The sequence below is a fragment of the Paraburkholderia unamae genome (assembly GCF_003268775.1).
Classification (GTDB): domain Bacteria; phylum Pseudomonadota; class Gammaproteobacteria; order Burkholderiales; family Burkholderiaceae; genus Paraburkholderia; species Paraburkholderia unamae.
This window is the reverse complement of sequence record NZ_QLSU01000033.1, coordinates 1-14752: the sequence shown is the minus strand read 5'-3', so window position 1 is coordinate 14752 and position 14752 is coordinate 1. Positions and strand designations below refer to the sequence as shown.

Genomic DNA, 14752 nt, shown 5'->3' with positions numbered 1-14752 from the left:
CATGACCCGTTTCATCGACGCCCGGCCTTACCCATGGCCTTATGACGGCGCGCTGCGCGCCGACAACACCGCGCTCGTCATTATCGACATGCAGACCGACTTCTGCGGGATCGGCGGCTATGTCGACAAGATGGGCTACGACCTCTCGCTCACGCGCGCGCCGATCGGGCCGATCCAGCGCGTGCTCGCCGCGATGCGTGCGCAGGGCTTCACGATCATTCACACGCGCGAGGGGCATCGGCCCGATCTCTCCGATCTGCCCGCGAACAAGCGCTGGCGTAGCCGCCGCGCGGGCACGGACGGCGTCGGCATCGGCGACGACGGTCCGTGCGGCAAGATTCTCGTGCGGGGCGAGCCGGGCTGGGAGATCATCGACGATCTCGCGCCGCTGACGGGCGAGATCGTCATCGACAAGCCGGGCAAGGGCTCGTTCTGCGCGACCGATCTCGAACTCGTCCTGCGCACGCGCGGCATCGTCAATCTGGTGCTCACGGGCATCACCACCGACGTATGCGTGCACACGACGATGCGCGAGGCGAACGATCGCGGTTTCGAATGCACGATCCTCGCGGACTGCTGCGGCGCGACCGACAAGGGCAATCACGACGCGGCGCTGAACATGGTGCTGATGCAAGGCGGCGTGTTCGGTACGGTGTCGGATTCGCAAGCGCTGCTCGCGACGCTGGGGCGCTGATCATGTCCACGCTCGCCAGCATGAAACCCCTGCCGTCCCGCGGCGGCGCGCTTGGCATCGAAGTGCTCGGCGCGAGTAAGCGCTTCGGTGCGTTTCGCGCGCTCGACGACGTCACGCTCAAGGTGCGCGCGGGCACCGTCCACGCCTTGCTCGGCGAAAACGGCGCGGGCAAGAGCACGCTCGTGAAAGGGCTCGTGGGCTACGGCGTGCTCGACAGCGGGCAGATCGTCGCCGATGGGCGCGAGGTGCGCATCGCCTCGCCGCGCGACGCGCAGGCGCTCGGCATCGGCATGGTCTATCAGCATTTCACGCTGGCGGCGGGCTTGTCCGTCGAAGAAAACCTGCTGCTCGCGCGCGGCAAGCTGCCGTTTAAAATTGATTGGCATGCCGAACGAAAGGCGCTAGACGCGTTCATGCGCGCCATGCCGTTTCGCCTCGCGCTCGACGCGCCGGTGTCGGGTCTCGCGGCCGGTGAAAAGCAGAAGCTCGAAATTCTCAAGCAGTTGTATTTGCGGCAGCGCTTGCTGATACTCGACGAGCCGACTTCCGTGCTGACGCCGCAGGAAGCCGACGAGGTGCTCGGCCTGATGCGCGATCTCGCCACGCGTAACGAGCTGACCGTGCTGATGATCACGCATAAGTTCCGGGAAGTGATGGCCTATGCCGACGATGTCACGGTGTTGCGCAAGGGGCGTCTCGTGGGCAGTTGCGCCGTGCGCGACACCGATCGCGATCGCCTGGCTTCCTGGATGATGGGCGGCGATAGCAGTGTCGACGCGCGCGCCACGGCCGGCATCGACGATGGACAGCCCGCGCGCAAGGCGATCGACGCCGATGGGCCGGTCGCGCTCGAACTGTCGAAGCTGACGGTGGTGGACGATCGTGGCCATGCCGCGGTGCGCGAGGCGTCGCTCGCCGTGCGCGCCGGGGAAATTCTCGGGCTCGCGGGCGTGTCGGGCAACGGCCAGAAGGAACTGGTCGAAGCGCTGGTCGGGCAGCGCCGCGTGCAGTCGGGCGCGATGCGGGTAAAGGGCGAGACGTACCGCGCGACGCGCGAAGCGATGACGCGCTTGTCCGTGTTCGCGTTGCCGGAGGAGCCGCTGCGCAACGCGTGCGTGGCGAACTTGAGCATCGCCGAGAATCTCGCGCTGCGCGATTTCGATCGCGCGCCGCTGCGCGCGGGTGGCTGGCGGCTGAACTGCCGCGCCATGCGCGAGCGTGCCGAACAGCGCATCGCCGAATTCAATGTGCGGCCGCCGGTGCCGGACCGCGCGATCGGCACGCTCTCCGGCGGCAATGTGCAGCGCGCCGTGCTCGCCCGCGAACTCGGCCAGCCCGTCGACGTCCTGATCGTCGCCAATCCGGTGTTCGGGCTCGACTTTGTTTCGGTCGCGGATATACACGCGCGCATCCTGGCCGCGCGCGACGCGGGCGCGGCCGTGCTGCTGGTGAGCGAAGACCTCGACGAATTGCTGGAACTGGCCGACCGCATCGCCGTGATCGCGCAAGGGCGGCTGGTGTTCGAAACCCCCGTGGAAAACGCGGACCGCGTGGTGCTCGGGCGCCACATGGCCGGCCACGGCGACGATCGTCAACCCGACGCGGCGGTGCCGTCCGCTGCTTTTCATGGAGCCTGAACGATGAGTTCGAGTGGACTCGGCGGCTTGAACCGCTCGCCTGCGGGCGTGGTGATCGGCCTCGTGCAACTGCGCAATCCCGATATCGAAACACCGGCGCAACTCGCGGCACAAACGCAGCGCATCGTCGATCTGGTCGGCAAGGCGCGGCGCAACAACGCGGCGATGGATCTCGTGGTGTTTCCCGAATACGCGCTGCACGGCCTTTCCATGCGCACCGACGACGCGATCATGTGCACGCTGGACGGCCCCGAAGTGGCCGCGTTCAAGGCCGCGTGCGTGGCGTTTCGCATCTGGGGCTGCTTCTCGATCATGGAGCGCAACCCGCACGGCAATCCGTACAACAGCGGCCTCATCATCGACGATAAGGGCGAGATCCAGTTGTATTACCGCAAGCTGCATCCGTGGGTGCCCGTCGAGCCGTGGGAGCCGGGTAATCTCGGCGTGCCGGTGTGTGTGGGACCGCGCGGCGTGAAACTCGGCCTCGTCATTTGCCACGACGGCATGTTTCCGGAGATGGCGCGCGAAGCCGCGTACAAGGGCGCGGAAGTGATCCTGCGTACGGCGGGCTATACGGCGCCGATCCGGCACGCGTGGCGCATCACCAATCAGTCGAATGCGTTCCAGAATCTCGCGCAAACCGCGAGCGTGTGCCTGTGCGGTAGCGACGGCACGTTCGACTCGATGGGCGAAGGCATGTTCTGCGATTTCGACGGCACCGTGATGGTGGACGGCAGCCATCGTCCCGACGAGATCATCACCTGCGAGATGCGGCCCGACCTCGTGCGCGAGGCGCGCGCGCACTGGGGCGTCGAGAACAATATCTATCAGTTCGGCCACCGCGGCTATGTGGCCGTGAAGGGCGGTGCGCGGGATTGCCCGTACACCTTCATGCAGGACATGGTGCGCGGCGAGTATCGTCTGCCGTGGGAAAGCGAGGTGCGCGTGACCGACGGCACCTCGTGCGGTTTCCCCGCGCCCGAACGCACTTACAAGGGTTGATCGACCATGCCGGTTCTTGCTGGCGCGTTGCCTTCTCCTTTCTCGTACGAGGCGTCAAAGACCGCGCTCGTGGTGATCGACATGCAGCGCGATTTCATCGAGCCCGGCGGCTTCGGCGCGGCGCTCGGCAACGACGTGTCGCTGCTGGGCGGCATCGTGCCCGACGTCGCGCGGCTGTTGCGGCACGCGCGCGAGCGCGGCTGGTTCGTCGTGCATACGCGTGAATCGCATGCGGCGGATTTGTCGGACTGCCCGCCCGCGAAACGTTTGCGCGGGCAGCCGAGCGCGCGCATCGGCGACATGGGTCCGATGGGCCGCATTCTCGTGCGCGGCGAGCCCGGCAACGCGATCGTCGACGCGCTCGCGCCCGTCGGCGGTGAACTCGTGATCGACAAGCCGGGCAAGGGCGCGTTCTACGCGACGCGGCTCGGCGAGGAACTCGCCACGCGCGGCATCACGCATCTGGTGTTTGCGGGCGTCACGACCGAGGTGTGCGTGCAGACGTCGATGCGCGAAGCGAACGACCGCGGCTACGATTGCCTTGTGATCGAGGACGCCACGGCGAGCTACATTCCCGCATTCAAGGACGCGACGCTCGCGATGATCCGCTCGCAAGGCGGCATCGTCGGGTGGACCGCGACGCTTGCGCAACTTCTGGAGTCCGATCCAACATGACGCAACACAACCTCGCACCGGTGATCGACGATCCGGCCATCGTCGCCCAGGTGACGGCGGCGTTCGAAGCCTACGAACGCGCGCTGATCGACAACGACGTCGCTGCCATGAACGTGTTGTTCTGGGACGCGCCCGAGACGGTGCGCTACGGGATCGCCGAAATCCAGCACGGCGGCGCGGCCGTGCGCGCGTGGCGCGAATCGTGCGCGCCGGTGCCGAAATCGCGGAAGCGGCATCGCACGGTGGTGACCACGTTCGATCGCGACTACGCGACCGTGAGCACCGAATTCACCAGCGACGCCACGCCGCTCGTTGGCCGCCAGATGCAGACGTGGGCGCGGCTCGGTGCGCCTGATGCGGCGTTCGGCGGCTGGATCATCGTTGCGGCGCACGTGAGTCTGATCGACGCGCCGGATGCGCTGGCGGCTTACGCAACCCTCGGTTAATCCACGCTTGGCACGCAAACGCGCGCAGGAGAACGGTCATCGAACCCAAACGGCAGATCGACGCGAAACAGGCCGATTCACAGGCGCCGGATGACGCGACCGTGGAGGCAAACGAAGACGCGATCGGGGACGTGAGCTCAGGCGCGGCGAAAGTTGTATATGGCGCGAATCCGCTGGCGGAGCAGGTGTATCTGCAACTCAAGCACGACATCTTCGACTTCCGGCTCTTTCCCGGCGACCGTTTTTCGGAAACCGACATCGCGCAACACTACGGCGTTTCACGCACGCCGATGCGCGACGCGCTGTTCCGTTTGCTACGCGAGGGCTATCTGGAAGTGGGTTTCCGGCGCGGCTGGAAAGTGTGCGGCATCGATTTCGATCGGCTCGATCAGCTCTACGATTTGCGCATCGTGCTGGAACTCGCCGCCATCGAACGCGTGGCGAGCGCAGGGCCGTCGCATCGCGTCATCGACACGCTCAAGGCAGTCTGGTGCGTCGCGCCCGAATTGCGCGAGAGCGACCCCGCGCGCATGTTCCGGCTCGACGAGAGCTTTCATCGCGGTCTGGTCGAAGCGACCGGCAACGCGGAAATGCTGCGCGTTCACAACGAAGTGACGGAACGTATCCGCATCGTGCGGCGGCTCGATTTCCTCAAGCCGCATCGCACCGACGCGACCTACGACGAGCACGCGACCATGCTCACGCTGATCGAGCGCGGCAAGCTTGCCGAAGCGGCCATCCTGCTGCGCGCGCATGTGACGCAGAGCAAGCTGGAAGTGCGCAAGATCACCGTTTCGATGCTGGCACAGGCGCGCCATAGCAAACTGCCGTTCGTGAGTTGAAGCGTGGTTCGCGCAGGCATATCGGGCCACGAACGCAGGTGCAAAGGTCTTTCCGTGCTTCGTGCCGAGTCGAACGGCTTACTGGTCAGGCTTCCGGCTGGAGGCTGAACGTTCGCATCGGCTCTGTCACGTTGACGTGCGTGAGCGTGTGCGAAAAATCAGGTTTACTGATTAACGGACACCATTGGCGGCGGCGTCGGCTGGCTCGATTCGTCCGTTCAACGCTCCATCTGCGAAGCGCCTATCGGCTTCAAGGAACTCGCACCCCGAGCCATCGTGTCACTGAATGAAGCGCCGCAATTCCACTGTCGACGGGCTGCCGAAAATTTCCTCGGGCGGTCCGCTTTCCCACACTCGGCCTTCGTGCATGAACACCACGGTGTCGCTGACCGCTCGCGCGAAGCGCATTTCATGGGTGACCATGATGAGCGTCATGTCCTCGCGCGCCAGGTTTTCCACAACACCCAACACTTCGCCCACCAGTTCGGGGTCGAGCGCCGACGTGATCTCGTCGCAGAGCAGTACGCTCGGCTTCATGGCGAGCGCGCGTGCAATGGCGACGCGCTGCTGTTGTCCGCCCGAGAGTTGATCCGGATACGCGTCGAATTTGCCGCCGAGGCCAACACGCTCCAGCATCTCCTGCGCAATTGCGCGCGCCTCCTTGCGTGACGTCTTCTTGACGACCTTTTGCGCAAGTATCACATTCTCGCCAGCGCTCAGATGCGGAAACAGGTTGTATTGCTGAAAGACCATGCCGACCTTCAGTCTCAGCGCGCGCAGGTCCGCGTGCCGCGCATCGACGTGTTCGCCGTCGATTTCGATCGATCCCGCGTCGATGCTTTCGAGTCCGTTCAGCGTGCGCAGCAAGGTGCTTTTGCCGGAACCGCTGCGTCCGATGATGCAGACGACCTGGCCGCGCTCGACGGCGAGGTCGATTCCCTTGAGTACATGGTGGGCGCCGTACTGCTTTTCGACGCCCTCGGCTTTAACGAGCGGCATGCCATTTCCTTTGAAGCGCCCGCGCAAACCGCGTAAGCGGATAGCACAGGGCGAAATAAATCAGCGCAACGAGTCCGTAGACGAGAAACGGGCGAAACGTTGCATTCGAAATCTGGGTGCCGGCCTTTGTGAGTTCGGCGAAACCGATGATCGACACCAGCGCCGTGTCCTTGATGGCCTGAACGCCGAAACCCACGGTGGGTCCTATGGCGATGCGCGCGGCTTGCGGGAGGATCACGTGCCACATTTGCTCGAAATATCCCATGGCGAGACTGGACGACGCCTCCCACTGGCCCTTCGGCACCGCCTCGACACAGCCGCGCCAGATCTCGGCGAGATAGGCGCTGGTGAAGAACGTGAGGCCGAGCGTGGCGGCCGTCCACGCGGAGACGTCGATGCCTAGCAACGGCAACCCGAAGTAGACGATAAAGAGCTGCATCAGCAACGGTGTGCCCTGGAACACCTCGATATAAATGCGCACGACCGAGCGCAGCACGAACGAGTTGGATACACGCATCACGAGGAGCAGCAACCCTGCCACGCCGCCGGTCGCGAACGAGACGAGCGAGAGCAGGACGGTCCAACGCGCGGCCAGGAGCAAACCCTCGACGATCTGTGCGAATGTGAATTCAATCATCGCGCACCTCGTACGTTGCGCGTGAACAAGCGCCGGCCGGCGGCGTTAAGCGCGCCGCGTAAGAGGAGCGCCATGACAAGGTAGATGCCGGCGATGAGGAAATACGTTTCGAAAGCGCGGAAATTGCGCGATTGCACATAGCTTGCCGCATACGTGAGATCCGCGACTGAGATTTGCGAGACGACCGCCGAGCCAAGCATCGTGATGACGATCTGACTCGCCAGAGCAGGGAACACCTTTGCGAACGCTTGTGGAAGGAGCACGTGTATAAACGTTTCGCGGCGCGACATCGCCAGCGCCGCAGCAGCCTCGCGATGTCCGCGCGGCACGGCCTCAATGCCTGAGTGCAGAATTTCCACGGAGTACGCGCCGAGGTTCAACGTCATGGCCAGAACGGCCGCCGTATATTCGCCGATGTGCACGCCAAGGGCCGGGAGCCCGAAGAATACGAAGAAGAGCTGGACGAGAAAAGGCGTGTTGCGAATCGCCTCCACGTAGGCATGAACGGCTGCGCGCGGCATCGCGCGGGGGCTCTGGTACGCAGCGGCACCCGCAACGCCGAGGCTGATGCCGAGTACCGTCGAGGCCGCAGTGAGCGCGAGCGTGACGGCCGCGCCGCTTGCGAACATGCTGGTGTAGGCGCTGAGGTCGCCGAACTGAAGCTGATAACTCATGAAAGAACGAGGGTTGCACAGCGGTGAAAGCGCCCGCCGCGCGTGGCGGCGGCGGGGGACGTCAGAGATTGGCTGGCAAGGGCTGGCCGAACCATTTCTTCGACATCGCCTGGAGCGAGCCGTCTTTTTTCGCCTGCTCGATGGTCGCGTTAACCTTGGCGAGCAGTTGCGGCTCGTTTTTGTCGAGGCCGACGAAGCACGGCGAGTCCTTGATGACGAACTTCATCTGCGGTTCGCGCGGCGGGTGCTTGGCGAGAATCGCTGCGGCGACAATATTGCCTGCGGCGATCAACTGCACCTGGCCGGAGAGAAAAGCCTGGATTGTGGCGTTGTTATCATCGAAGCGGCGGATGGTGGCGTTGGGTGCCATGTTCGTGAGCGCAACTTCCTCGAGCGCGCCGCGCGTCGCGCCGACGGTCTTGCCGGTGAGGTCCGCCGGGCCGCCGACCTTGATATCGGCAGGCCCGAAAACGCCCTGAAAGTAGGGGGCATAGGCCTGTGAAAAATCGATGACCTTCTCGCGATCCGGCGTCTTGCCTAGTGATGAGATGACGAGGTCGACCTTGTCGGTTTGCAGATAGGGAATCCGGTTTGCGCTGTTGACGGGCACGAGCTGTAGCTTGACCTTCATCGACTTCGCCAGCAGTGCGGCCATGTCGATGTCGTAGCCCTGCGGTTGCATGTCCGGGCCAACGGCACCAAACGGCGGATAGTCTTCCGGGACGGCGACGCGTAGCGTGCCGCGTTTGGTGATGGCGTCGAGCGCGTCGGCGTTGGCCGCTTGTGCCGCGAAAACGGTCAGCGCGGGAACGGCCAGGAGCGCAGCGAGCCAACGACGACGTTGAAGTGATTGGGTCTTGTTTTCCATCGTGGGATTTCCAAAGAGGTCTGTCGCCCGCAATTGACGTCAAGCACGAGCGTGCCGTGGGCTAAGCAAGGACTGCGCCAACTTCATGCGTTGCGCTTGTTCACGGGGAGTCTAACGGGCAGTCCATGGAATCGTTGCGCGGGCATTGGCCTCATTTCGGACGATATTCACCAGATCGGTGCATACATGCTGATGCGCCGCTTCAGCCGGTGCGGCGCTATCCAAAGAAACAGTTAGGTCGCCGTGTACGTGACGTCATCTACCAACGTCTGCGAGATGACTTCCGGGCCACGCATGACGGTGCCACTAGCGCCGGGAATGGCGCTGCCGAGCGCCCGCGACGGGTTACGCGGGGCCTCTCGAACACCGGAAGCAAGTCGGCCGCTCGGCCTCACAGGTCCGTGGGCAGCGGTGTGCGCAACCATTTTTGCGAGATCGTATTGAGCGTGCCGTTCTTCTTCGCGCCCGAGATCGCATCGTTCACTTTCTGCATGAGGCGCGGCTCGTTCTTGTTCAGACCGACATGATCGGGTGAACTAAAGAGTGAAAACTTCTGTTCGGGGTCGATGGACGGGTGACGCGCAATGATGGTCGCGCCCACGTCGTTACCGACGACGAGCAACTGCGCCTGGCCGGAGAGGAATGCTGAGATCGCCCCGTTCGGATCGTCGAAGCGCTTGAGCGTCGCGCCTGCTGGCGCGACCTTCGTCACGCTCAGGTCCTCCAGCGTGCCGCGCGCCACGGCGATGGTCTTGCCCGCAAGATCGGCCGAGCTTTTCACGGCAAGGTTTTTCGGCCCGAACACGGCGAGGTAGTACGGCGCATACGCCTGCGAGAAGTCGATGACCTTCGCGCGCTCCGGCGTTTGGCCGACCGACAGCAGCATGTCCGCCTTGTGGTCCGCGAGGTAGGCCATGCGGTTGTCGCCCGTTACCTGGACAAGCTCGACCTTCGCATTGAGTGCCTTGCCGATTAGCGTGGCCATGTCGATGTCATAGCCCTGCGGCTGCATGTCGGGGCCGATCGAGCCGAATGGCGGGTAGTCTTCGAACACGCCGATCCGCACGACTCCGGACTTCGCGATCGTATCGAGGGTGTCGGCTTGCGCGAACGGCGCGACGGTGAGCGCGCTCATGCAGGCAAACGTGACGGCGGCGCGGGCGAGCAGCCCCCGGGCGGGGTGAGTGGATTGGGCGGAGATGTTCATGGCGGGCTATGTCCTTGGGAGGTTCTGGCAGGAGAGGGTTTCGCCGCCGCGCTCAGGCGGCTGGGCGGGCGGCAATGAGCTTGCAGGCATGCGGCGGCAGTTCGGCGAAAACAGGCATTCCTGTGTGCAGGGCCGGCGATTCACGCGGTGTCGTGGTGGCCGTCAGGGTGAAGCCTTCGCACGCAATGGTGGCTTCAATCGAAACGCCCACGTCGCGCACGAACGTCACGACGCCCGCAAGCGTGTTCGGTGCTGCGGCGTCGCCACGCGAGCGCAGGTACACGTCTTCCGGGCGGATCAGCAGACGCATGTCGCGTCGAGCATCATCCGCGTGCGCCGCTTTCGCTACGGCGAGGCGCTGGCCGCCGCGCAGCATGATTTCGCCGTTGCCGACGTCCTCAACGGGCAGGATGTTGCCGAGGCCGATGAAATCGGCGACGAACTCGTTGACGGGATTGCGATAGATGTCGAGCGGCTGCCCTGTTTGCTGGATCCGGCCTTTGTCCATCACGACGATCTCGTCGGCCATCGTCATCGCTTCGCGCTGGTCGTGCGTGACCATGATCGTGGTGATCGCGAGCCGTTGTTGCAGCAGCTTGATCTCGACCTGCATTGCCTCGCGCAGCTTCGCGTCGAGTGCCGAGAGCGGCTCATCGAGCAGCAAGAGGCGCGGCGACGTGGCGATCGCGCGTGCAATCGCCACGCGCTGGCGCTGGCCACCGGAGAGTTGCGTGACGAGGCGGTTCGCGACGTGCGGCAAGCGGATCATGTCGAGCAACTCGGCAACGCGGCGCGATTGCGTGGTCGCGTCGGTTCTGCGCAAGCGCAACGGATACGCAATATTCTGCGCGACTGTCATATGCGGAAACAACGCGAGCGACTGGAATACCATCCCGAAGTTGCGCCGGTTCGCGCTCACGCGCAACAGGTCTTCGCCAGCAAAGGTCATCGAGCCGGACGTGGGCGTTTCGAGCCCGGCGATGATGCGCATCAGGGTGGTCTTGCCGCAGCCCGAGGGGCCCAGAAAGCACACGAGCTTGCCGTCGGGGACGTTCAGGTTCACGTGATCGACGGCGTACGCATCGTTGAAACGCTTCGCCACGTCTTGCAGTATCAACTGGGTCATCGTCATTCCTTGGTCGGGGGCGGCGAAATGAGTGTCCGGCGGCTAAAGCGCGACCCCGTTGTCACCGACGAGCTTTTCGAGCAGCCAGATCAGCGCGAAGTCGATTGCGACGATGAAGACCGCAAAGGCGAATACGGTCGGGTCGAGCGACGAGACGGTCCGGCTATAGAGCCAGACCGGCAGCGTCATCGTGTCGACGTTGTAGAGAAAGAACGTCACGGTGAACTCGTTGAACGACACGATGAAGGCAAACAACATGCCGGCGAGAATGCCAGGCCTCATGAGCGGCAGCACGACGTCGCACAGCGCACGTCCGGGGCTCGCGCCCATCAGGCAGGCTGCTTCCTCGAACTCGGGGCCGATCGCCGCCACCGACGCCGCACAGTTTTTGACGGTGAACGGCAGCGTGAGAATGACGTGCGCTGTGACGAGGCGCAGCAAGCCGAGCTCAACGGGCAGTGCGTTGAAGACGAGTAGCAGCGCGAGTCCGAGCATCACGACCGGATAGACGATGGGTAGCGCGACCAGTTGCTCGACGAGCGTGCGGCCGCGAAAGCGATAGCGCGCGAGCGCATACGCGGCCGGCACGGCGGCCAGCGTCGAGACAAGCATCGTGGCGACGGCGACGATGAGACTCGTGGTGAGTGCCGCGCCCATCGACAGCGCGTCGGTGTCGTCGGGCGAGACGAACGTGCGCCACGCCGCGCGGTACCAGTGCAGGCCGAAATGCGCGGGCGGAAACTCGAGCGTGTCGGCCGTGCCGAACGACATCACGATCATCGTGAGAATCGGCAGGGCGGCGAGAAACAGAACGAGGGCGGCGAGCCATGCGGTCGAGCGGCCGAGGCGTCCGGGCAGCGCCGCGCTGGGCAGGAAGCGGTTCATCGGCCGGGCTCCACGGTGCGCTGCCGGTGGCGCGCGAGGCGCTGGGACACGGCCATCACGGAGAGCGTCGCAGCCATCAGCACGATACCCGAGGCCGACGCGGCCGGCCAGTTCAGCAGCGGGGCAACCTGATCGTGCACGAGCACCGCGAGCATCGGCACGCGCCGGCCGCCGAGCAGGAGCGGCACGGCAAACGCGCTCGCGTTGTACGCGAACACGAGCAGCGCGCCGGACACGATGCCGGGCATCGCGAGCGGCAGCGTGACGTGCCGGAGTGTTTGCCAGCGCGAAGCGCCGAGCGTGGCGGAGGCTTCGTCGAACGAGCGCGACACGGCGCGCAGCGCGCTCGACATCGGCAGCACGCCGAGCGGAAACGCGGTCTGGATCAGACCGAGCAGCACGCCCTGTTCGCGGTACAGCCACATCACAGGGCGTTGCACCAGCCCGGCCGCCTTCAATGCATGGTTCAACACGCCTGCGGGGCCGAGGATCACGAGCCAGCCATATCCCTGAAGCAGCAGGTTGACGAGCAGCGGCAGCAGCACCAAGGCCAGCATGAGGCGGCGTGCAAGCCGCGATTCGGTGCGCGCCATCGCCAGCGCAACGGGAGTTGCCAGCAGCATCGCGCAGACCGTGCTCTCGAACGCGAGCCGCACCGTGAGCCAGAGTGACTTGAGGAAGTACGCGTCAGCGAGATCCGCGTAATTTTGCAGAGTGAACGTGTGCCATTCGTTGCCTGGCACACCGAAACTCATGCGCAGCACGACGAGCGAGGCGGCAACAAGAACGGCAAGTACGACGAGGATCGGCGCGAGCAGCAGCCAGGGCGGCATGCGCGCGAGCGCTGGCCGGTCGCGCCCCCGGCACGCACGCGGTCCGGCGGATTGTGCTGCGGCTGATGAAAGGGCAGACATGACGTCAGGCAGCGAAGAGACCGGTGTAGCGCTTGATCCACGCGGCCTGTACGGCAGCGAGTGCCTTGTCGTCGTGCAGTATGGCCTTTTCGGCGATCTGTTTCGGTGACGGCACGAATGCGCGGCTTTCAGCGGGAATCACCGCACGGGCGTTGACGGGGCCATTCAGCACGTCGGCCGCCATACGTCCCTGAACACCCGCGTCGAGCGAGTGGTTGATGAACGCGTGAATGAGGTCGAGGTCACCGGGATGCGCTTTCGGAATCACCGTAAACATGAGTTGCGTCGCGAAGCCCTCTTTCATGCCGTACGTGATGCCCAGGTTGTACTCGGGCTTGCGGATCTGGTCGGGGAAGAACGCAGCCGAATAGATGCCGCCGATATCAAGGGAGCCCGTACGAAAGAGGTCGGCGACCTGGTTCGGATTCTCGCCGAGCGTCATCACGCGCTCCCTCAGTTCACCGAGCTTGCGAAAGCCTGGCTCGATGTTCTGCTGCGATCCTCCCGCGAGTTTGGCCGCAATGATCGTCAGGTCGACGGCTTCGGCCCATTCCGGCGGCGGCAGGAACAGGCGCCCTGAGTACTTTGAATCCCAAAGCGATTCGTAGCTCGCTGGCGGCGTTTTCACTGTCGAGGTGTTGTAGACGAGCCCGTCCGACCACAACAGATACCCGACGCCAAACCCGTTCGCTCCTGTGCGATAGGCGGCAGGCACGTCCTTGAGGTTCGGCAGGCGGCCGAGGTCGGGCTGGGCAAGCAGTCCAGCGTCGGCAAGACCGGCCGCACCGACACCTGCGAGCGTAATCACGTCGTAGGTGGGGCGATCGCCCGCGGCCTTGACCTTCGCAACCATGCCCGATGTGCCGTCCGCGCGATCGGCGATGACTTTTGCGCCGGTTTGCTTGCTGAACGTCTGGGCGATATTGCGCAGAGCGGCCGCGCCGGTATCGTCCGACCAGGTTAGAAGACGAAGCGTTTTGCCGGCAAAATTGTGGTCCTGCGCACGGGCCGTCTGAATGAACGGCATTGGCAGCGCGCAGGCACCGAGCGTGCTGCCGATGATCTTCATGGCCTGCCGTCTGCCGGGTTTCAAACTCTGCACGATTCTCTCCTGGGGAATGACGCTGCCTCAAAGAGGCGGTGGGCTGCACCGTGCCCGAACGGGGCGTTGACCGCTGTTCCGCAGTGCGGTGTGAGAAAGGAATGTAGGTAGCCCAAATTCCCCGGACAATCGAAATCTCCTCATGGGCCGCATGAGATTCCCTCATGGCGCCGCACGAGAGAAGGCGCTCAGGCGAGGCGGGCCCCCCGTTTTTTCCTGACATGCGGCGAGCCCGAACGAGCAGAGTTCGCGGCCTAGCCTGTTCTGGCTGTAGCCGTCTCACGAGGGTTGAGCAAAGATCCGCTTGTGGCGTGTCGAGCCACACCATGCCGCGCCGGACGCGGCGTCACGAGTTACCGCAGTTGCAACGACGCCGTACCACGTCTCGGTGGCCGTGGCGACGGCCCCTGCCTCGCTATCGAACGCGCTTACGCGGGGCGCAGCGCCGAAGATCTCGTCGCGCCAGAGCCCACCGTCGATAGAAACGTCGGCGAAGCTCGTCGAGCAGACGACATCGCCGGGGTCGCCCGGGCAGCGACCCGCGCGCTACCTTTTGCGGTCGGGTGCGTACTGTGCACAATTCTTGAGCGGGCTGAACTGAACGCCCGGCACGAACGGATTGCCCTTGAGCGCTTGTGATTCGCGAAATGGGATGGCGCCAATATGCGGTGCCGGGGCGATGGCGGGCGTTCAATACATGGCAACGCATTTTCATTCGCAGGCGCGTCGGGAGGCAGGGGTTGCGTGTCAAATAATCAGCGTAGCGGCCCCAGAAATTATTTTTCGATAATCGCTTGACGGGTGATTCAGCGACCTGCATAATTCGCCTCCTTCGCTGATCGCTGCGAACGAAAACGCAGCGATTAAGACGAATTGCTCTTTAAAAATTTACAGCCGATAAGTGTGGGCGCTTGATGCGGTGGCGCGGCCTGACCTTGTTCTCCGGAATAAAGTCGGGAGTAGCGAAAGTATCAAGAGTCTCACACTAAAGTAAGTCAGGTTTTTGAATTTATTCAGAACCTGTCAGCTTTGAGTGAGCGACTG

15 protein-coding genes are annotated in these 14752 nt (G+C 64.1%); 6 read left to right on the top strand and 9 right to left on the bottom strand.

Annotated features, from left to right (window positions below; genetic code table 11):
- Position 1: 1 nt before the first annotated feature.
- The 6 genes from biuH to C7401_RS36050 all read left to right on the top strand — a co-directional run bounded on the left by biuH (position 2) and on the right by C7401_RS36050 (position 5296).
- Positions 2-694, top strand: coding sequence for a biuret amidohydrolase (biuH, locus tag C7401_RS36075; RefSeq protein ID WP_112176833.1), 693 nt, complete (start codon positions 2-4; stop codon positions 692-694).
- 2 nt (positions 695-696) lie between these two features.
- Positions 697-2331, top strand: coding sequence for an ABC transporter ATP-binding protein (locus C7401_RS36070; RefSeq protein ID WP_112176832.1), 1635 nt, complete (start codon positions 697-699; stop codon positions 2329-2331).
- A 3-nt stretch (positions 2332-2334) separates the two neighbouring features.
- The gene (locus C7401_RS36065; RefSeq protein ID WP_112176831.1) at positions 2335-3333 is read left to right on the top strand and encodes a formamidase; all 999 of its coding nucleotides are present in this window, start codon (positions 2335-2337) and stop codon (positions 3331-3333) included.
- Positions 3334-3339: 6 nt separating this feature from the next.
- A complete protein-coding gene (locus tag C7401_RS36060) occupies positions 3340-4008 on the top strand; it encodes a cysteine hydrolase family protein (protein ID WP_112176830.1) in 669 nt (222 codons plus the stop codon).
- On the top strand, positions 4005-4454 hold the full coding sequence (gene hpxZ / locus C7401_RS36055; protein WP_112176829.1) for an oxalurate catabolism protein HpxZ: 450 nt from the start codon (positions 4005-4007) through the stop codon (positions 4452-4454). Before C7401_RS36060 ends, hpxZ begins: the two co-directional genes overlap by 4 nt.
- A 122-nt stretch (positions 4455-4576) precedes the next feature.
- Entirely contained in the window at positions 4577-5296 is a 720-nt protein-coding gene (locus tag C7401_RS36050; RefSeq protein ID WP_112176909.1) for a GntR family transcriptional regulator, read from the top strand.
- A gap of 279 nt (positions 5297-5575) precedes the next feature.
- Here C7401_RS36050 and C7401_RS36045 read toward each other — a convergent pair whose 3' ends face one another.
- The 9 genes from C7401_RS36045 to C7401_RS36005 form a co-directional block, all read right to left on the bottom strand.
- Positions 5576-6295 carry an amino acid ABC transporter ATP-binding protein gene (locus tag C7401_RS36045; protein ID WP_112176828.1) on the bottom strand — a complete coding sequence of 240 codons (720 nt, stop codon included), beginning with the start codon at positions 6293-6295 and terminating at the stop codon, positions 5576-5578.
- Positions 6282-6932 (bottom strand): amino acid ABC transporter permease, encoded by a 651-nt coding sequence (locus C7401_RS36040; RefSeq protein WP_112176827.1) that lies wholly within the window; start codon positions 6930-6932, stop codon positions 6282-6284. Before C7401_RS36040 ends, C7401_RS36045 begins: the two co-directional genes overlap by 14 nt.
- Entirely contained in the window at positions 6929-7606 is a 678-nt protein-coding gene (locus C7401_RS36035; protein WP_112176826.1) for an amino acid ABC transporter permease, read from the bottom strand. The genes C7401_RS36040 and C7401_RS36035 overlap by 4 nt, the downstream gene beginning before the upstream one ends.
- Positions 7607-7667: 61 nt before the next feature.
- Positions 7668-8474 (bottom strand): transporter substrate-binding domain-containing protein, encoded by an 807-nt coding sequence (locus tag C7401_RS36030; RefSeq protein ID WP_112176825.1) that lies wholly within the window; start codon positions 8472-8474, stop codon positions 7668-7670.
- Positions 8475-8865: 391 nt separating this feature from the next.
- Complete coding sequence (locus tag C7401_RS36025) at positions 8866-9681, bottom strand: transporter substrate-binding domain-containing protein (protein ID WP_112176824.1); 816 nt, start codon at positions 9679-9681, stop codon at positions 8866-8868.
- A gap of 52 nt (positions 9682-9733) precedes the next feature.
- Positions 9734-10807: an ABC transporter ATP-binding protein gene (locus tag C7401_RS36020; RefSeq protein ID WP_112176823.1), complete on the bottom strand. Its 1074-nt coding sequence runs from the start codon at positions 10805-10807 to the stop codon at positions 9734-9736.
- Positions 10808-10849: 42 nt separating this feature from the next.
- Positions 10850-11692 (bottom strand): ABC transporter permease, encoded by an 843-nt coding sequence (locus tag C7401_RS36015; protein ID WP_112176822.1) that lies wholly within the window; start codon positions 11690-11692, stop codon positions 10850-10852.
- Entirely contained in the window at positions 11689-12606 is a 918-nt protein-coding gene (locus tag C7401_RS36010) for an ABC transporter permease (RefSeq protein WP_112176821.1), read from the bottom strand. Before C7401_RS36010 ends, C7401_RS36015 begins: the two co-directional genes overlap by 4 nt.
- Before the next feature lie 4 nt (positions 12607-12610).
- Complete coding sequence (locus C7401_RS36005) at positions 12611-13708, bottom strand: extracellular solute-binding protein (RefSeq protein WP_112176820.1); 1098 nt, start codon at positions 13706-13708, stop codon at positions 12611-12613.
- Positions 13709-14752 lie beyond the last annotated feature (1044 nt).